Origin of the sequence: Rhabdaerophilum calidifontis (assembly GCF_008641065.1) — a bacterium.
Classification (GTDB): Bacteria; Pseudomonadota; Alphaproteobacteria; order Rhizobiales; family Beijerinckiaceae; genus Rhabdaerophilum; species Rhabdaerophilum calidifontis.
This window is the reverse complement of record NZ_VTRS01000001.1, coordinates 55,173-73,689: the sequence shown is the minus strand read 5'-3', so window position 1 is coordinate 73,689 and position 18,517 is coordinate 55,173. Positions and strand designations below refer to the sequence as shown.

The 18,517-nt window shown below is 68.4% G+C and carries 15 protein-coding genes; 8 read left to right on the top strand and 7 right to left on the bottom strand.

Translation table 11 applies throughout. The features are described 5' to 3' along the window. The first annotated feature begins 102 nt into the window (after nt 1-102). The 3 genes from rpoN (at nt 103) to ptsN (ending at nt 2,938) form a co-directional block, all read left to right on the top strand. A complete protein-coding gene (gene rpoN, locus FWJ24_RS00335) occupies nt 103-1,653 on the top strand; it encodes an RNA polymerase factor sigma-54 (protein ID WP_150285798.1) in 1,551 nt (516 codons plus the stop codon). Between the two features lie 208 nt (nt 1,654-1,861). Beyond that, nucleotides 1,862-2,422, top strand: a complete 561-nt coding sequence (gene hpf, locus FWJ24_RS00330; protein ID WP_150285797.1) for a ribosome hibernation-promoting factor, HPF/YfiA family — start codon at nt 1,862-1,864, stop codon at nt 2,420-2,422. 51 nt (nt 2,423-2,473) lie between these two features. Further along, nucleotides 2,474-2,938: a PTS IIA-like nitrogen regulatory protein PtsN gene (ptsN, locus tag FWJ24_RS00325; RefSeq protein ID WP_150285796.1), complete on the top strand. Its 465-nt coding sequence runs from the start codon at nt 2,474-2,476 to the stop codon at nt 2,936-2,938. Nucleotides 2,939-2,946: 8 nt separating this feature from the next. On the opposite strand, the gene FWJ24_RS00320 is transcribed toward ptsN, so the two are convergent. Beyond that, nucleotides 2,947-3,447, bottom strand: a complete 501-nt coding sequence (locus FWJ24_RS00320) for a TIGR00645 family protein (RefSeq protein ID WP_150285795.1) — start codon at nt 3,445-3,447, stop codon at nt 2,947-2,949. Between the two features lie 278 nt (nt 3,448-3,725). On the opposite strand from FWJ24_RS00320, the gene FWJ24_RS00315 reads away from it, so the two are divergent. The 3 genes from FWJ24_RS00315 to FWJ24_RS00305 all read left to right on the top strand — a co-directional run bounded on the left by FWJ24_RS00315 (nt 3,726) and on the right by FWJ24_RS00305 (nt 7,081). Beyond that, on the top strand, nt 3,726-5,006 hold the full coding sequence (locus tag FWJ24_RS00315; RefSeq protein WP_150285794.1) for a polyhydroxyalkanoate depolymerase: 1,281 nt from the start codon (nt 3,726-3,728) through the stop codon (nt 5,004-5,006). 127 nt (nt 5,007-5,133) lie between these two features. Next, complete coding sequence (locus FWJ24_RS00310) at nt 5,134-5,847, top strand: M48 family metallopeptidase (protein ID WP_166443531.1); 714 nt, start codon at nt 5,134-5,136, stop codon at nt 5,845-5,847. Nucleotides 5,848-5,872: 25 nt separating this feature from the next. After that, nucleotides 5,873-7,081 carry a multidrug effflux MFS transporter gene (locus tag FWJ24_RS00305; RefSeq protein ID WP_166443530.1) on the top strand — a complete coding sequence of 403 codons (1,209 nt, stop codon included), beginning with the start codon at nt 5,873-5,875 and terminating at the stop codon, nt 7,079-7,081. Between the two features lie 20 nt (nt 7,082-7,101). Here FWJ24_RS00305 and FWJ24_RS00300 read toward each other — a convergent pair whose 3' ends face one another. From FWJ24_RS00300 to FWJ24_RS00290, 3 genes are all read right to left on the bottom strand, one after another. Next, nucleotides 7,102-9,207 (bottom strand): transglycosylase domain-containing protein, encoded by a 2,106-nt coding sequence (locus FWJ24_RS00300; protein ID WP_150285791.1) that lies wholly within the window; start codon nt 9,205-9,207, stop codon nt 7,102-7,104. Between the two features lie 122 nt (nt 9,208-9,329). Next, entirely contained in the window at nt 9,330-11,006 is a 1,677-nt protein-coding gene (locus tag FWJ24_RS00295) for a thiamine pyrophosphate-binding protein (protein ID WP_150285790.1), read from the bottom strand. Between the two features lie 2 nt (nt 11,007-11,008). Further along, complete coding sequence (locus FWJ24_RS00290) at nt 11,009-12,220, bottom strand: CaiB/BaiF CoA transferase family protein (protein ID WP_246155512.1); 1,212 nt, start codon at nt 12,218-12,220, stop codon at nt 11,009-11,011. 164 nt (nt 12,221-12,384) lie between these two features. Here FWJ24_RS00290 and FWJ24_RS00285 point away from each other — a divergent pair, with 164 nt between their 5' ends. Further along, nucleotides 12,385-13,026, top strand: coding sequence for a hypothetical protein (locus FWJ24_RS00285; RefSeq protein ID WP_150285789.1), 642 nt, complete (start codon nt 12,385-12,387; stop codon nt 13,024-13,026). Between the two features lie 54 nt (nt 13,027-13,080). On the opposite strand, the gene amaB is transcribed toward FWJ24_RS00285, so the two are convergent. After that, the gene (amaB, locus tag FWJ24_RS00280) at nt 13,081-14,649 is read right to left on the bottom strand and encodes an L-piperidine-6-carboxylate dehydrogenase (protein WP_166443529.1); all 1,569 of its coding nucleotides are present in this window, start codon (nt 14,647-14,649) and stop codon (nt 13,081-13,083) included. Nucleotides 14,650-14,824: 175 nt separating this feature from the next. On the opposite strand from amaB, the gene FWJ24_RS00275 reads away from it, so the two are divergent. After that, complete coding sequence (locus tag FWJ24_RS00275) at nt 14,825-16,024, top strand: NAD(P)/FAD-dependent oxidoreductase (protein WP_150285788.1); 1,200 nt, start codon at nt 14,825-14,827, stop codon at nt 16,022-16,024. A 26-nt stretch (nt 16,025-16,050) separates the two neighbouring features. Here FWJ24_RS00275 and glpK read toward each other — a convergent pair whose 3' ends face one another. Together glpK and FWJ24_RS00265 are read right to left on the bottom strand one after the other, a co-directional pair. Further along, nucleotides 16,051-17,550: a glycerol kinase GlpK gene (gene glpK / locus FWJ24_RS00270; RefSeq protein WP_150285787.1), complete on the bottom strand. Its 1,500-nt coding sequence runs from the start codon at nt 17,548-17,550 to the stop codon at nt 16,051-16,053. A 45-nt stretch (nt 17,551-17,595) separates the two neighbouring features. Continuing rightward, nucleotides 17,596-18,510, bottom strand: a complete 915-nt coding sequence (locus FWJ24_RS00265) for an NAD(P)-dependent oxidoreductase (RefSeq protein ID WP_150285786.1) — start codon at nt 18,508-18,510, stop codon at nt 17,596-17,598. Nucleotides 18,511-18,517 lie beyond the last annotated feature (7 nt).

The following is an 18,517-nucleotide window of genomic DNA, read 5'->3' as shown; positions in this document are numbered from 1 at the left end:
CAAGCAAAGGTCTGCAATAAACGTGCCGAACCGGGCGCCGCCGTCGCCTGATTCGCGAAAGGTGGCTCGGGGCGCGGATTTCGAAAGGGAAATCAGGGGCGGATGTCGATCGGGCCGAAGCTGATGATGCGCCAGAGCCAGGCTCTGGTGATGACGCCGCAGCTTCTGCAGGCGATCAAGCTGCTGCAATTGTCGACCGTCGAACTGCAATCCTATGTCGAGGCCGAACTGGAGCGGAACCCGCTGCTGGAGCGCGACAACCGCGCCGACGATGCGCCGATCGCGCCGGCCGAGGCGGGTCCGGATATCCCCGCAACCGCGGAGCCCGGCGATTGGGCGCGCGAGGAGCTGCCGGCCGACCGCGGCACGCTCGAACGCGAGACCGGCACCGATTTCGAGAACGCCTTTCCCGACGAGGCGGTGCCGGACCAGACCGTGCCCTCGGCCGATTCGCCGTTCTGGAACCTGGCCGGCGGCTCGGGGCGGGGGATGTCGCTCGACGACGACAATCCCAATATCGAGGCCTATGTCTCGGCCGGCACGACCCTGCACGCCCATCTCGAGAACCAGCTCGGCTGTACCGATACCGACGACCTCACCCGCATGATTGCCGGCCAGATCATCGACCGCATCGACCAGACCGGATATCTGACGGAGCCGCTCGACGGGCTGGCCGAGCGACTCGGGGTTCCGCTGGCGCGCTGCGAATTGGCGCTTTCGATCGTCCACGGCTTCGAGCCGACCGGGATCGGCGCCCGCGATCTCGCCGAGTGCCTGCGTCTCCAGCTGCGCGAGCGCGACCGGCTCGACCCGGCCATGGCGGCGCTGGTCGGCCATCTCGATCTGCTTGCGCGGCGTGATTTCGCGGCATTGCGCAAGGTCTGCGGGGTGGACGAGGAGGATCTGGCGGACATGATCGCCGAGATCCGCCGGCTCGATCCGAAGCCGGGCCTTGTCTTCGGCACGGAGCCGATCGAGCCGGTGACGCCGGATGTTTTCGTGCGCCCGGCGGCGGATGGCGGCTGGCAGGTCGAACTCAACGCGGAGGCCCTGCCGCGCGTGGTGGCGAACAAGACTTTCTACGCGCGGATCGCCGGCAAGGGCCGTGAGGGCGGGCAGGACAAGGAGGTTCGCGCCTTCATCGACGAGGCCTGGACCAACGCCAACTGGATCGTGCGCAGCCTCGAACAGCGGGCGCGGACCATTCTCAAGGTCGCGACCGAGATCGTGCGGCAGCAGGACGGATTCTTCGCGCATGGCGTCGCGCATCTGCGCCCGCTCAACCTCAAGACCGTCGCCGACCAGGTCTCGCTGCACGAATCGACCATCAGCCGCGTCACTGCCAACAAGTTCATGGCGACACCGCGCGGCGTGTTCGAGATGAAGTATTTCTTCACCACCGCCATCGCATCCGCCGATGGCGGGGCCTCCGTCTCCTCCGAGGCGGTGCGCTTCCGCATCCGCCAGCTCATCGAGGCCGAGGAGCCAGGCGCGGTTCTCTCCGACGACGCGATCGTCGAAAGGCTGCGCGCGATGGGCATCGAGATCGCCCGCCGCACGGTGGCGAAATACCGCGAGGGGCTGGGGATCGCCTCATCCGCGATCCGCCGTCGCGAGAAGCTCGCGGCGCTGCCGCGCGCCCAGGCCAGCTGAGCCCGCTCCGGACACCTGTTGCAGGGCAGCGAGGCTCGTCGTTGACCGCGCCCGAGGCCGGTCGTAGCCTCGATCCATCGGGCGAATCTGGAAAGGAGAACCACCGGCACAGCGCATTCCCGCCAGCGATCACCGCCGCCGGCCCGTCCGGCACACTCTCTTTCCCGCGCGGCCCAGCGCCGCCGGTTCCAGGCAAAGGTGTAACGTTATGGCCATCCGAGTTTCCGGCAAGAACATGGATCTGGGCGATGTCCTGCGTGGTCAGGCCGAGACCCGTCTCAACGAAGCCATCCGGAAATATGTGGACGCGGGCTATTCCGGGCATGTCACGGTGGCGCGCGACGGGTTCGGGTTCAAGACCGAATGCGCGGTGCATTTCGACCATGGCCCCGTGATGCACGTGACCGGGGAGGCGCCGGACGCCTATCAGAGCCTCGGGATCGCCATCGAGCGGATCGCCAAGCAGTTGCGGCGCTTCAAGCGCAAGCGCGACCGCCACGGCGCCGACCGGGTGAACGGCACGGCCTTGCCCGCCATCTCGGAGATGGAGGATCATCTCGAGGATGACGTGATCGAGGTGACCGGTGCCGGCGCGGCCATCGTCGCCGAGCCGGTCGATTCGGCGCCGACGCATTCGACCACCACTGCGGTTGCCGCCTTCGAGAAGAGCGACGCCCCGGTCCTGGTGTTCCGCAATGCCGGCACCCAGCGCATCAACGTGCTCTATCGCCGGGGCGACGGGCATTACGGCTGGGTGGATATCGGCTGATCGCGCGCGCCGGTGCTGGTATTCCGGCACGGTTTCTGCTTAGAGGACGCCATGACGCTCACGTCTTTCCTCGCGCCCGGATCGGTTTTCGCCGGCATCAAGGGCAATGGCAAGAAGCAGGTGCTCCAGGAGCTCGCGGCGCGCCTGGAGCCGGTCTGCGGCATCGCGGAGCGCGCGATCTTCGAGACCCTCCTCCAGCGCGAGCGGCTCGGCACGACCGGAATCGGCCAGGGGATCGCGATCCCGCACGGCCGGGTCGCGGGGCTGGACAGGCTGGTCGGCCTGTTCGCGCGCCTTGCGCGGCCGGTCGATTTCGAGGCGCTCGACGGCGAGCCGGTCGATCTTGTCTTCGTGCTGCTCGCGCCCGAGGAGGCCGGCGCCGACCATCTTCAGGCGCTGGCCCGGATCGCGCGGCTCTTCCGCGCCCCGACCATTGCCGAGAAGCTGCGGCAGACCGATGACCCCGCTGCGCTTTACGCGATCCTGACGAGCCCCGTGACATCGCGCGCGGCCTGAGCCCGCGCTCAGTGCTTGCCGCTCTCGGAATATTTGTCCGTGATCGCGAGCGCGAGGCCGGAGAGCACGAAGACGACATGGATCCCGACCAGCCAGATCAGGTCGCGGTCGGGGATATTCTTCAGGTTCATGAAGGCCTTCAGCACTTGGATCGCCGAGATTGCGACGATCGACGACATCAGCTTCAGCTTGAGCCCGGTAAAATCGATCTTGCCCATCCAGTCGGGCCAGTCCCTCGTATCCTCGACCTCGATCTTCGAGACGAAATTCTCGTAGCCGGAGAAGATCACGATGATGATCAGCGAGCCGGTCAGCGTCAGGTCCACCAGCGCCAGAACGCCGAGGATCGTGTCCGATTCGCTCACCGTCAGCGCATGGCCGACGAAATGCCATGTCTCCTGCCCCGCCTTGACCAGCAGCACCGCGAGCGCCGCGACGAGCATGACGTAGAAGGGCGCCAGCAGCCAGCGGCTCGCGAAGATGAAATTCTCAAGGATCCGTTCGATCATGGCGAGGTCCTGTCGGCCGGGGGCGCTGGTCCGGCGCTTAGCACCCCGCCCGCGGCGAGGGAAGGGCCGGCGCGGATGGCGCCGCCGTGCCCGGGCCGTCGGCGACGAATTTCGCTGCAACGCAAAAATCATTTGCGCCGTGCATTCCGCACCCCTAAGCTTGATGGTCTGGGCCGAACAGGTCTCTTAACCTGTCGATGCGACATTGCGTCGAGCAGACACGAGATCGTGGTCATGCAGGTCGGCACCATGCGCACGCGGAAAGGATCTTCCCGGGCATGAACAAGAGCGGATATTTCTTCTACGAGGCGGCGCATGCCGTGCTGGGACCGGCGCGCGCGGCGAGCGATGCGGTGCGGCTCTTTTATCGCAACCCGATCAACCCGCTGGCGCATACCGCCTACGGGCGCTCGATCGCCGCGGCCTGCGAATTGTTCGAGCGCACGACGCGCCGCTACGGCAAGCCGACCTTCGGCCTCACGACCACGGAGGTCGAGGGCGAGAGCGTGGAGGTCAGCGAGCGGATCGTCTGGAAGTCGACCTTCTGCAATCTGATCCATTTCGCGCGCGGCCTGCCGCCGCGTCAGCCGAAACAGCCGCGCCTGCTGATCGTGGCGCCGATGTCCGGCCATTTCGCGACCCTGCTGCGCGGCACGGTGGAGGCTTTCCTGCCCACCCATGACGTCTACATCACCGATTGGGTTGATGCGCGGCTGGTTCCGCTCTCGGCCGGCGGCTTCGATCTCGACGATTACATCGATTACGTGATGGCGATGATCCGGTTCCTCGGGCCGGATGTGCATGTGCTCGCCGTCTGCCAGCCGGCGGTGCCAGTCGCGGCGGCGGTGGCGCGGCTCGAAGCCGAGGACGACCCGGCGATTCCGCGCTCGATGATCCTGATGGGCGGGCCGATCGACACCCGCGAGAGCCCGACCGAGGTCAACAAGCTCGCCGAGAGCCGCGGCATCGAATGGTTCCGGCGCAATTGCATCGCGCGCGTGCCCTTCCCGCATCCGGGCTTCATGCGTGAGGTCTATCCCGGCTATCTCCAGCTCTCGGGCTTCATGGCGATGAATATCGACCGCCATCTCACGGCCCATTGGGACATGTTCAAGCATCTCGTCGAGGGCGACGGCGATTCCGCCGAGAAGCATCGCGATTTCTATGATGAGTACATGGCGGTGATGGATCTTACCGCCGAATTCTACCTCCAGACCGTGGATACGGTGTTCGTCCGGCACGCGCTGCCGAAGGGCGAGATGACCCATCGCGGCGTTCCGGTATCGCTCGCCGCGATCCGGCGCTGCGCGCTGATGACCGTGGAAGGCGAGAAGGACGACATTTCCGGTGTTGGCCAGACGCGGGCGACGCATGCGCTCTGCGTCAATCTGCCGCGGGAGAAGCAGCTCTACCATCTCCAGAAGGATGTGGGGCATTATGGGGTCTTCAACGGCTCGCGCTTCCGCAGGCATATTGCGCCGGCGATTACGGATTTCACCCGCGCCCAGGCCGGCGGAACCGTGGCGACGATCCGGCGCAGGCTCGCCGCCGTGCGCTGATTCCGCGCCGGACATTGCGAATCGGGTAGGATATACCCGCGTCGGACCGGCCGGCGGAAGCTCCGGGGGGCAGGTGGCCAATCGGCGTCTTTTCGATCTGTTCAGGCCCCTCGCGCCGGCGCGGTCGATGCCTCCTGCCCTTGCGGTCGAGTGCGACGGCGTTCGGGTCGAGGTCGCGGTCACGGTGCGCGACAACGCGCGACGGATGATCCTGCGGCTCGACCGTCGTTCGCGCCTGCCGACGCTGACCTTACCGCGCGGGGTGAGCCGCGCGAAGGCCGAGCGCTTCCTCGCCGATCACATCGGTTGGCTCGAGAGCCGTTTGCGTGCCGCGCCGGCGCCGCTGCCTTTCGTGGATGGTGCCGTGATCCCGATCCGGGGTGAGCCCTGCCGGATCGCGCACCGCGCGCCGCTGCGCGGGCTGACGCGGATCGAACCCGGCGAAGCCGGGCCTTTGCTGGTCGTCCACGGCGATCCCGCGCAGCTGCCGGGGCGGGTCGAGCGTTTCCTGCGCGGAGAGGCCGAGCGCGACCTGCGCGCTGCGGTGGCGCGGCACGCGGCGGCGGCCGGGGTCGATTACGGACGCATCGCCATCAAGGACACGCTGAGCCGCTGGGGCTCCTGCTCGGCCAAGGGCGATCTCGCCTTTTCCTGGCGGCTGATCCTCGCGCCGCCCGCGATTCTCGATTATCTCGCGGCGCATGAGATCGCACACCGGCTGGAAATGAACCATTCGGCGCGCTATTGGCGGCATGTCGCGCGGCTCTTTCCCGAATTTCGCGCGGCGGAGGCCTGGCTCAACCGCCACGGCCAGAGCCTGCACCTCTATGGCCGCGACTAGCGGCGCCCCCAGCCCCGGATTTCCCTTGCCTGGCTCATCCCCGGTCCGTCACGCCCCCGGCACGCTCGCGCTGACGATCCTGCTCGGGTTCCTCACCGCGCTGGGCCCGCTCTCGACCGACATGTATCTGCCGTCCCTGCCGTCGATCGCCGCCTATTTCGGGCGGTCGAGCGGCGCCGCGCAGCTGACGCTCTCCGCCTATCTCATCGGGTTCGCGCTCGGCCTGCCGCTTTACGGCCCGCTCTCGGACCGGGGCGGCCGCAAGCCGGCGCTGCTCGCGGGGCTGGCGCTCTACGGGCTCGCGAGCCTGTTCGCGGCGGCGGCGCCGAGCCTCGACATCCTGATCGGCTGCCGCCTTCTGCAGGGTTTCGGCGCCGCCGGACCGCTCGTCATTGCCCGCGCGATCGTGCGCGATCTCTACGAGGGCCGCCGCGCCGGGCAGGAGCTGGCACGCATGGGCTCGATCATGGGCGTGGTGCCGGCGATCGCGCCGATCCTCGGAGTCGGGCTCGAACTCGGGTTTGGCTGGCGAGCGAATTTCATCGTCAGCTTCGGCCTGATCCTTGCGCTCGGGATCTGGGCGGCGATGCGGCTGCCCGAGACGCTGAAGGCCCGGCTCGCCGCACCGTTCCGCCTCGGCGCGGTGCTCGGCGGCTTCGGCGGCCTGCTCTGGGACCGGCGCTTCCTGCCCTTCGCCGCGCTCGCCGCCGCGACCTATTCCGGGCTCTTCGCCTTCATTTCCGGGTCGAGCTTCGTCTATCAGCTGCATTTCCGCGTAAGCGAACTCGCCTTCGCCATTGCTTTCGTGATGATGGTGCTCGGCTTCATTTCCGGCGCCTTCATCGTCCAGCGCATCGCGATGCGCACCGAGCCGCGCCATCTGCTGCTGGCGGGCGCGCTGCTGCAGGCCGGTGCCGGGGCGGCGATGCTCGCCGGAACCCAGATTTTCCCGGCCTCGACCCTGGCCCTGACATTGCCGATGATGTTCTACGCGGCTGGAGTCGGCTTCACGCTGCCGCAAAGCATGGCGCTGGCGATGCTGCCCTTTCCGGAGCGTGCCGGCGCCGCCTCCTCGCTCATCGGCATGCTGCAGATGGGCGTGGCGGCGCTGGTTGGCGCCGGGATCGGCGCCGCCATCGATCGCGGCCCACAGGTTCTTGTGCTGGCCATCGCCTGCTGCGGGTTCGCGGCGCTCGCGCTCTATGCCGTGATCCGTCGCCTGCCCCGGGCCTGAGCAAAAGCCAGCCGGCGACGTCAGCGCCCGAACAGCCGCGTCAGCAGGCCGCGCTCCTCGGCGCTCGGTCCGCCGCTCCAGGCGCCGGGATTGTCGCGCCCGGCCATCGGCGGGGGCATGGGCGCCGGCGGCCGCGTCTCGCCGGGCTGAAGCACCGAGACCAGGCCCCCCGCCTCGCCCCCGCCCGGCAGCGGCGCGGGCTTCTGGCCCTGATGCGCACCCTTCATGAAATCCGCCCAGATCTCGGCCGGCAGCCCCGAACCGGACACCTTCCTCATCGGCTCGCCATCGTCGTTGCCGACCCAGATTGCGGCGACGAGGCTTGCGGAATAGCCGACGAACCAGGCATCGCGATGCTCCTGGGTCGTTCCGGTCTTGCCGGCGGCGGGGATGCCGGGCAGCTCGGCCTTGCGGCCGGTGCCGGAGAGCAGCGTCTCGCGCAGCATGCGGTTCATCTGCCCGATCACGGCCGGATCGGCCACCTGCCCAAGCGTCTGCGGCTTGCGGCGGTAGATCACCGCGCCGTCGGTGGTCTTCACTTCGAGAATGGCGTGCGGGATGATGCCCATGCCGCCATTGGCGAAGGCGGAATAGGCGGCCGCCATCTCGATCGGCGAAACCTCGGAGGTGCCGAGCGCCAGCGATTCATTGGCCTTGAGCGGCGAGTGGATGCCGAGGCGCTGCGCCGTGCGCACGACATTGCGCGGGCCGAGTTCCTGGTTGAGCCGCACGACGACGGTGTTGAGCGACATGGCCAGCGCCTGCGTCAGCGTGACGGTGCCGTAATATTCGCGGGTATAGTTCTCCGGCCGCCAGCCGCGGATATTGACCGGGGAATCCTCGCGCAATGTGTCCGGTGTCAGGCCGCGCTCGAGGGCGGTGAGATAGACGAAGGGCTTGAAGGCAGAACCCGGCTGGCGCTTGGCTGCCACCGCGCGGTTGAACTGGCTCTCGCCGTAATCCCGGCCGCCGACCATCGCGCGGACGGCGCCGTCCGGCGCCATGGCCACGATCGCCACCTGCTCGGCATTGAGCTTCGCGCGGCGCGGATCGAACACCGTCGCCACGCTGCGCTCGGCCAGGGCCTGGATCCGCGGGTCGAGCGTCGTGCGGACGACGATGTCCTGCTCGATCGCGCCGATATGGTCGTCGAGCACATCCATCACCCAATCGGCGGCGTAATTGCCGGCGCCAGGCCGGGCACGGCGCTTCGCCTCCAGGGTGTTGGGCTTGGCAAGCCGCGCCTCGGATGCCTTGACATGGCCCTGGGCAACCATCTCCGAAAGCACCAGCGCCGCGCGTTCCGCCGCGCCTTCCGGGTTGCGGTTTGGCGCCAGGCGGGAGGGCGATTGCACCAGACCCGCCATCACCGCGGCCTCGCCGAGGCTCAGCGCTCGTGCCGACTTGCCGAAATAGCGTTGCGCCGCCGCCTCGATTCCATAGGCGCCGGAGCCGAAATAGACGCGATTCATGTAGAGTTCGAGGATCTGATCCTTGGAATAGGTCCGTTCGAGCCACAGCGCCAGGATCGCTTCCTGCACCTTGCGCGACAATGTGCGCTCCTGGGTGAGAAACAGGTTCTTGGCAAGCTGCTGGGTGAGGGTCGAGCCGCCCTGCTGCGCGCGGCCGGAGGTGATGTTCTTGACGAGCGCCCGCGCCAGCCCGAGCGGATCGATGCCGAAATGCTCGCGGAAGCGCTTGTCCTCGATGGCGATGAAGGCCTTGCCGACATAGGCCGGCAATTCGCCGATCGGCACCTGCGAGCCGCCGGTCTCGCCGCGATTGGCGATCAGCGTGCCGTCGGAGGCGAGGATCGCGACATTGGGCGGCCGCTTCGGCACGGCGAGCTGGTCGATCGGCGGCAGCTTGGCGGCAAAATAGCCGATGACCCCGCCGAGGGCGACAAGCCCCCAGAGCCCGAGCACCGCGCTCCAATAGGCGAGCCGCCCGATGAGGCTCCGCCCGCGCTGTCGCCGGCGGCGCGGCGGCTCGGCGCCATACGGGCCAGCGCGCGCCGGTCGGTCCTCGGCCGCGACGCGGAAGGCGCCGCCCGGACCGGATCCGCCGTCGAAATACGGCTCCCGCCGCTCCTTGCCTGCCTGTCGGCTCTGTCGCCCCTTGGCCATCCTCACCCCGGAGAGCGCGCCACCCGCCTGACCATGCGCCTTTCGCGCTTAAGGCGAGGTTAGTCGCCTGCCGGATTGCCGCGCCGATGCGGCCGAATTCCGGCGGAGGCGGTGCGGCGCGCTCATTTTTCCGCCAGGGCTTTCGCGCGGATGGCGGTGATGGTCGTTGCCGGGGTGATCGCTTCCGGATCGATGAGCAGATGCAGGATCGAGGGTTTGCCCGAGGCGCGTGCGCGGGCAAGGGCGGGCGCGAAATCCGCCGTGGTTTCCACCCGCTCGCCATGGCCGCCGAAGGCGCGGGCATAGGCGGCGAAATCCGGGTTCTTCAGTGTCGTGGCCGAGACCCGGCCGGGATATTCGCGCTCCTGATGCATGCGGATCGTGCCATACATGCCGTTGTCGATCACGAGCACGATGATCGCCAGATCGTATTGCACCGCGGTCGCAAAATCCTGGCCGTTCATCAGGAAGCAGCCGTCGCCGGCGAAGCAGACGACGGTGCGCGCGGGGAAGAGCCGCTTCGCCGCCACTGCCGCCGGCAGGCCGTAGCCCATCGAGCCGGAGGTCGGCGCGAGCTGCGTCTGGAAGCGCGTGAAGCGATGGAAGCGATGCAGCCATGTCGCGTAATTGCCGGCGCCGTTGGTCATGATGGCATCCTCCGGCAACACGTCGCGGAGATGGCGCATGACCGCGCCCATCTGGAGCGGGCCGGGAATCGTGCCCGGCTCGCTCCAGGCGAGATAGGATTCGTGGGCGGCCGCGCCGGCACCGGCCCAGTTGAGGCGGTTCGGCGGCTGGAGCCCCTCCAGCGCGGCGGCGAAGCTCGCCGGATCGGCGTGGATCGCCTGCGCTGGCGCATAAACCCGGCCGAGCTCCGACGAATCGGGATGGACATGGACGAGCCGCGTCCCGTCGCCGGGAATATCGAGCAGGGTATAGCCCTGGCTCGGCATCTCCCCGAGCCGGGCGCCGATGACGAGGATGAGATCGGCGTCCTCGAAGCGCCGCAGCAGCGCCGGATTGGGGCCGATTCCGAGATCGCCGGCGAAATTCGGGTGATCGGCCGGAAACAGCATCTGCCGCCGGAACGACACCGCGACCGGCAGGTCGAACCGCGTCGCAAACCGCGCCACCGCCCGCACGGCCGCCTCGTCCCAGCGCGCGCCGCCGAGCAGCACGATCGGCGCCCGTGCCGCCCAGAGCCGCTTCTGAAGCTCCGCCATCTGCGCCAGGCCCGGTGCGGTCGGCGTCGCGATGGTCGCCGGCGCATCGGCGACCCGTGCCGCCTCGGTCAGCATGTCTTCCGGCAGCGCGATCACCACCGGCCCCGGCCGGCCCGACATCGCCACGTGGAAGGCCCGGCTGACGATTTCCGGGATCCGCGCCGGATCGTCGATTTCGGTCGCCCATTTGGCCATCGGGCCGAACACGGCGCGGTAATCGAGTTCCTGGAACGCCTCGCGCTCGCGCATGGCGCGCCCGATCTGCCCGACGAACAGGATCATCGGCGTCGAATCCTGCTTGGCGATATGCACGCCATGCGCGGCATTGGTGGCGCCGGGGCCGCGCGTCACGAAGCAGATGCCGGGGCGGTTCGTGAGCTTGCCGACGGCTTCCGCCATCATCGCCGCCGAACCTTCCTGGCGGCAGACCGTGACGCGGATCGCGGCGTCATGCAGCGCGTCGAGCACGGCGAGATAGCTCTCGCCCGGCACGCAGAAGATGTCGCTGACCTCCTGCCGGACGAGCTGGTCGACGAGAATCCGCGCGCCGGTGCGCGCCACGGGCGAAGCAGGCATGGTCAGGCCTTTTTCCAGTTGGGGTCCGAGAGAACGTCCTGGGAATGCTCGCCGAGCATCGGCGCGGGGCGCGCCGAGGCCTGCGGCCGGCCATCGATCAGGATCGGCGTGCGCAGGCCGGGAACATGGCCGCCCTCGGCCTCCCCATGGACGAGATCGAGGCGCAGGCCGCGATGGATGACCTGCGGATCGGCGAAGACCTCGTCGATCCCGTTGATCGGCCCGGCGGGAACGCCTGCCGCCTCCAGCCGCGCGAGAAGCTCCGCCTTGCCGAGCCGGGCGGTATGCGCCGCGAGCGCCGGCACCAGCGCCGCGCGATGCGCGACCCTGCCGCGATTGGTGGCGTAATCCGGGTTCTCGGCGAGTGCCTCGGCGCCGATCGCGGCGCAGAGCTTGCGATACTGGCCGTCATTGCCGGAGGCGATGATGACATGCCCGTCCGCGACCGGGAACACCTCATAGGGCACGATATTGGGATGGGCATTGCCGAGCCGGCCCGGCGCCCTGCCCGAGACGAGATAGTTCATCGCCTGGTTGCCGAGCACCGCGATCTGGCTGTCGAGCAACGCGCAATCGATCGTCGCGCCCTCTCCGGTCGCGTCGCGACGGCGCAGCGCGGCGAGGATCGCAACGGAGGCATACATGCCGGTGAAGATATCGGCGGTCGCGTAGCCGGCCTTGGTCGGCGGGCCGTTCGGATCGCCGGTGATCGACATCGCGCCGGCCATGCCCTGGATCAGGAAATCATAGCCGGCGCGGGTCGCGTAGGGGCCTTCCTGCCCGAAGCCGGTGATCGAGCAATAGATGAGCGCCGGCCGTTCCGCCCGCAATCCTTCGGCGTCGAGCCCGTATTTCGCGAGGCCGCCGACCTTGAAATTCTCGATCACCACATCCGCCGCGCGCGCAAGTTCGCGGATCGTCGCAAGATCGTCCTCGTTGTCGAAATCCGCCTCGATCGAGCGCTTGCCCCGGTTGCAGGCGTGGAAATAGGCCGCGCCGAGGTCGCCGCCGCCGCGCCTCTCGACGAAGGGCGGTCCCCAGGCGCGCGTATCGTCGCCCGCGCCCCGGCGTTCCACCTTCACGACATCGGCGCCGAGATCGGCGAGCAGCTGGCCGACCCAGGGACCCGCGAGGATGCGGGCGAGTTCGAGTACCTTCAGCCCGGCAAGAGGGCGGTTCGCGGCATCGGCCGCCGGCATCGTCGCGTGCGTCATGCTCAAGGGAGGACCACATCGTGCGATCCACCGCAAGGGGATATCCGGCCGCCGGCGCTTCACGCCTGTCTGCCGCAAGCGTGATCAAACGTGGTTTTTCTTCCGCGTTCCGTTGCCGCATCGTCAGGGGGCCGGCGGGGTCCGGCACAGCAACGGGGGAGACCATGCAGAACACGATGACCGGCGGCCCCGCGGCCGTCTTCGCGATGCCGGCTGCGCGCACGATCGTCAATCTCATGCTCGGGGGGCTGGTCGGCCTTCTGGTTTGGGAAATCTGGGCGCGGGTCCTGACCAAGGCCGTGCTCGGCTACCCGCTGGAGCCCGCCGGGCTGATCGATGCGTTGTTCCAGCACAATCTCGGCCTCACGGTGCCGTGGCTGCTGCGCGAGGCGCTGCATTACGCCGTCGGGATCATCGGCTATCCGGTCGCCTATTACCTGATCTCGCGGCTGGTGCCGCGCTGGGGTTTGGTGCTCGACGCGGTCGTGCTGGCGACCTTCGGCTTGGCAATGGCGCGGCTTATCGCGGCCGGCGCCTTCACGCCGCTGCATTTCATGTTCCTCACGGCCGTGCTGGCGCTGCTGGCAAGCCGCTTCATCAACCGTTCGCCGGGCCTTGCCGATGCGATCAGCTGGGGGAATTTCACCTGGTTCAACGCACTCGGGCTGATGGCGCCGCTCGGCGGATTGTCGTTCTACCTGCTCGGCGAGGGCGGGGATCTCTCCTATATGAGCTTCGCCGGGCACGTGATCTACGGTGCACTGGCGGCCCTCGTCTTCGAGCATCGCGAGCGGCGGGCGGGCTAGAATCACGGGCGTCTTCCGATCGATCGGCATTTGCTTGATCGGAAGACGCCCGGCTCATGCCTCGACCTCGAACCGCACGCCCTGCGCCAGCGGCAGGGCGTCGCCGTAATTGATCGTGTTGGTCGCGCGCCGCATATAGGCCTTCCAGGAATCCGATCCGGCCTCGCGGCCGCCGCCGGTTTCCTTCTCGCCGCCGAAAGCGCCACCGATCTCGGCGCCGGAGGGACCGATATTGACATTGGCGATGCCGCAATCCGACCCCGCCGCCGACATGAACCGCTCCGCCTCGCGCATATCGCGCGTGAAGATCGAGGAGGAGAGCCCCGCCCCGACGGCGTTGTTCAGGCGGATCGCCGTGTCGAGATCGTCGTAGCGGGTGACATAGAGGATCGGCGCGAAGGTCTCGTGCAGCATCGGCCCCTGCTGCTCCGCCATCTCGACCAGCGCCGGGCGGACATAGAAGCCGCCGGGGCCGATTTCGGTCACGCGCGTGCCGCCATGGATCGTGGCGCCGAGCGCCCGCGCCGCCGCGAGCGCGGTCTCCATGCCGCGAAACGCCGTCTCGTCGATCAGCGGGCCGATCAGCGTGTCCGGCTCGCGCGGATCGCCGACTTTCGCCGAGGCCCAGACGCGGACGAGGCGCGGAACGAGCGTCTCGTAGAGCGAGCGATGCACGAACAGCCGCCGCAGGGTGGTGCAACGCTGGCCGGCCGTGCCCATGGCGGCGAAGGCGATCGCGCGCAGCGCGAGATCGGGATCCGCGGAGGGGGTGACGATCGCGGCATTGTTGCCGCCAAGTTCGAGCAGCGCCCGCGCGAAGCGTTCGGCGAGCTTCGGGCCGACCCTGCGGCCCATGGCCGTGGAACCGGTGGCCGAGACCAGCGGCACGCGCGGATCCGCGACCAGGGCGGCACCCGTCTCGCCGCCGCCGAGCACGATCTCGCACAATCCGTCAGGGATGGCGCCGTTGCCCTCCGCCTCGAACCGCGCGGCGGCGCGCTTCACGATCTCGCCGACCGCGAGCGCCGTGAGCGGCGTCTTCTCCGACGGTTTCCAGATCACGGGATCGCCGCAGACGAAGGCGAGCGCCGCGTTCCAGCTCCAGACCGCGACCGGGAAATTGAATGCCGAGATCACGCCCACCGGCCCGAGCGGATGCCAGGTTTCCATCATCCGGTGGTTCGGGCGCTCGGTGGCGATCGTCAGCCCGTAAAGCTGGCGCGAAAGGCCGACCGCGAAATCGCAGATATCGATCATCTCCTGCACCTCGCCGAGGCCTTCGGAGGTGATCTTTCCGGCCTCGATGGTGACGAGATGGCCGAGTGCGGCCTTGGCCCGCCGCAATTCCTCGCCGATGAGGCGAACGAACTCGCCGCGGCGCGGCGTCGGCACCAGCCTCCATTGCTCGAACGCCGCGACCGCGCGTGTCACGGCCGCCGCGACCGCCTCCGGGTCGTGATCGTCCAGCGCCGCGATCTCCTCACCGGTGATCGGCGAGCGCACGGCCCGCGCACCGCCGGCGAGGCGGGCGGGGTCGATGCCGAACCCTTCGAGAATCGTCATCGCCTCTTCCTTCGGCGCATGGAGGATCGAGGCGAGTTCCCGCTCGAGAAAGTTGGTCATGGGGCAATCCTGTCTGTGCTCGGCGAGGCGGCCGTTTACCCCAGCCTAGCCGATGGAACGGGGAAGGAAAGCGGTGAAACGCGGAATGATCGGGGAGCGGATAGCGGAATCCGCTTGAATATCCGGATGAAGGCGCGAAAAGAACGGCCGGGCCGGTTCGTCTGCGGGAGGGTGCATGTCCGAGACCTTCGATGTCGTGATCGCCGGCGGTGCGGTGACGGGATCCTCGCTCGCCTGGCATCTCGCCAGCCATCCGGGCTTCGCGGGCCGTGTGCTCGTGATCGAGCCGGACATGACCTATCAGCGTTCGGCTTCGGCGCTCTCCGCCGGCTCGATCCGCCAGCAATTCTCGCAGGGCGTGAACATCGCGATCTCGCTATATGGTATCCGCTTCCTGCGCGCGATCGGCGAGACCCTCGCCGTCGGCGACGAGCGGCCGGATATCGGGCTCCGGGAAGGGGGCTATCTCTATCTCGGCGGCGAGGATGCGCGCGCGAGTTTCGCGGCCGGCAATGCCCTGCAGCGGGCGCAGGGCGCCGATATCGCATTGCTCACGCCGGAGGCTCTCGCCGCGCGCTTTCCCTATCTCGCAACCGGCGATCTCGCGATCGGATCCTACGGCGTCAGCGGCGAGGGCTGGTTCGACGGCTACGGGCTGATGCAGGCTTTCCGGCGCGCGGCGCGCGCGAAGGGCGTCGCCTATCGGCAGTGCCGGGTGACGGGTTTCGAGCGCGCGGGACGCCGGATCACCGCGATCCTGCTCGAGGATGGCACGCGGATCGGCTGCGGCCATGCCGTCAACGCGGCCGGCGCCTCCGGCGCGCGGGCGCTCTGCGCTGCGGCAGGCTTCCCGGTGCCGGTCTATGCCAAGAAGCGCTCGGTCTTCACCTTCACGGCCAGGGGCGCGTTTCCGGCGCATCCGCTGATCATCGACACAACCGGAATCTGGTGGCGGCCGGAGGGGCATGGCGCTGCGGAACAGGCTTTCATCGCCGGTTATTCCCCCGACGAGCCGGAGGAGAGTGATCATGCGGCGGATTTCGAGGTCGATTGGCCGCTGTTCGAGGAGGTGATCTGGCCCGCGCTCGCGAACCGCATTCCGGCCTTCGAGACCATCCGCCCCGGCCGTGCCTGGGCCGGGCATTACGACATGAACCTCCTCGATCACAATGCCATCGTCGGGCGGCTCGGCGATCTCGACAATGCCTATCTCGCCTGCGGGTTTTCGGGCCATGGCCTCCAGCAGGCGCCGGCGATCGGGCGCGGGCTCGCCGAACTGATCGTCGAGGGCCGTTATGCGAGCCTGGATCTTGCAGATCTCGGGTTCGAGCGCATCGCCGCGCGGCGGCCGCTGCGCGAGCACAACGTCATCTGACTTTGGCCGTCATCTGACTTGGGCCGTCAGCGCGGCGCGGTCAGGGTGCGTCGCACCGCATCCTTCCACAACGCGAGGCGGCGGGCGCGGTTCGGCGCCGTCATCGCCGGCGTGAAGCGACGGTCCAGCGCCCATTTGCGCGCGAATTCCGCCGGCGCGGGATAGATTCCCGCCTGAAGCCCGGCGAGATAGGCGGCGCCGAGCGCCGTCGTCTCTGCCACGACCGGCCGGTCGACCGGCGCGGCGAGGAGATCGGCGAGGCGCTGCATCGTCCAGTCGGAGGCGACCATGCCGCCATCGACGCGCAGCACCATCGAGCGCGCCTCCGCGGCGGCCCAATCGGCCTGCATCGCCGCGATGAGGTCATGGGTCTGGAAGGCAACGCTTTCGAGCGCCGCCGCCGCCAGTTCCGCCGGGCCGGTGGCGCGCGTGAGGCCGAACAGCGCGCCGCGCGCCTCGGCATCCCAATAGGGCGCGCCGAGCCCGACGAAGGCCGGCACCAGGACGACATCCTGGTTCGGATCGGCGCGCTGTGCGAGCGCGCCGGTCTCGGCGGCGGCGCGGATGACGCCGAGCCCGTCGCGCAGCCATTGCACGGCGGCGCCGGCGATGAAGATCGAGCCTTCGAGCGCGTAATGCCGCGTGCCGTCGAGCTGGTAGGCGATCGTTGTCAGCAGCCGGTTCCGTGATGCGACGGCCCGGGTCCCGACATTGAGCAGCGCGAAACAGCCGGTGCCATAGGTCGATTTCATCATGCCCGGTTCGAAGCAGGCCTGCCCGACAAGCGCCGCTTGCTGATCCCCCGCGATGCCGAGAACGGGGATCGCGGCGCCGAACAAGTCCGGCTCGGTCTCGCCGAACCGGCTCGCGCAATCGCGGATTTCCGGCAGCAGCGCCATCGGCACCTCGAACAGCCGGCACAGGCCCTCGTCCCAGCATCCGGTATGGATGTCCATCAGCATCGTGCGCGAGGCATTGGTGGCGTCGGTCGCGTGCACCCGGCCGCCGGTCAGCCGCCAGAGCAGGAAGCAATCGATGGTGCCTGCGGCGAGTTCGCCGCGCAGCGCCGCCTCGCGCGCGCCGGGCACGGCATCGAGGATATGGGCGATCTTGGTGGCGCTGAAATAGGGGTCGAGCAGCAGCCCGGTCTTGCCGCTGATCTCGGGTTCGAGCCCCTTGTCGCGGAAGCTCGCGCAGAGCGGCGCCGTGCGCCGGTCCTGCCAGACGATGGCGCGATGGATGGGCCGGCCGGTCGCGCGCTCCCAGACAATGACGGTCTCGCGCTGGTTGGTGATGCCGATCCCGGCGATCGCGGTTGCGGCGAGGCCGGCTTTCGCAATCGCGTCGCGGCAGGTCGCGACAACCCCGCGCCAGATCTCCTCGGGATCGTGCTCGACATGCCCGGAGGCCGGGTAATGCTGGGCGAATTCCTGCTGCGAAACCGCGATCGGCCGGAGATCGGCATCGAACACGATCGCGCGGCTTGAGGTCGTGCCCTGATCGATCGCGAGCACGGCATGGGTCATGGGGTCTTTCTCCTGGATGGCCGGACGGCCCGCGTGGCGGGCGCCTCAATCCTTCTTCTTGGGCGCGTATTTCGGAAGCCCGCTTGCGCGCGCAACGAAATCCGCGAGGAAGGGCACGTAATCCTCGCCCATCCCCGCCTTCACGGCCTGGCCGAACAGGTTCTTGGTGGCCGAGGAAATCGGGTTGGGCATCTGGACCGAATCGGCCATGGCGTCGACATAGCGCATGTCCTTGAAGGCATTGGCGAGCGTGAACTTGTGGCTGTCGCGGTTGCCCTCGAGCGCGTAGCCCATAAAGGTCTGGTAGAAGCCCGAATCCATCCGTCCGCCGCGGATCACCCGGTCGAGTGTCTCCGGCTCGACGCCGTTGGCGCGGCCGATCGCCAGCGCCTCCGCGAAGATCGCCGCATAGCCCATCGCGATGAAATTGTTCAGGAGCTTCACCTTATGCCCGGTGCCGACCGGGCCGAGATGGACGATCTTCGCCGCCCAGGCGGCGATCGCCGGCTCCACCCGCCGGAAGATCTCGGGACTTGCGCCGACCATGGCGGTCAATTGCCCGGTCTCTGCCTGGGCCGGCGTGCCGCCGAGCGGTGCATCGACCAGCGTGACGCCGATCTCCGCGAGTTCGTGTGCCAGCGCCTCGGTCGAGACCGGGTTGGCGGTCGAGCAATCGACGACGATCAGGTCGGGACGCGCACCCTCGCGGATGCCGTCAGGGCCACGGATGACCGTCTCGACGACCGAGGAATCGGTGACACACAGGAAGATGATGTCGCTTGCCTCGGCGAGCGCCTTCGCGCTCTTCACCTCCCTGGCGCCGCGCTGCACGAGATCCTCGACCGGGGCGCGGTTGCGGTTGCCGAGCACGGCGAGCGGGAATCCCTTCTCCAGGATGTTCTTCGCCATGCCGTGGCCCATGAGCCCGACCCCGATGAAGCCGATTCGCTCCTTCGTCATGCGCTAA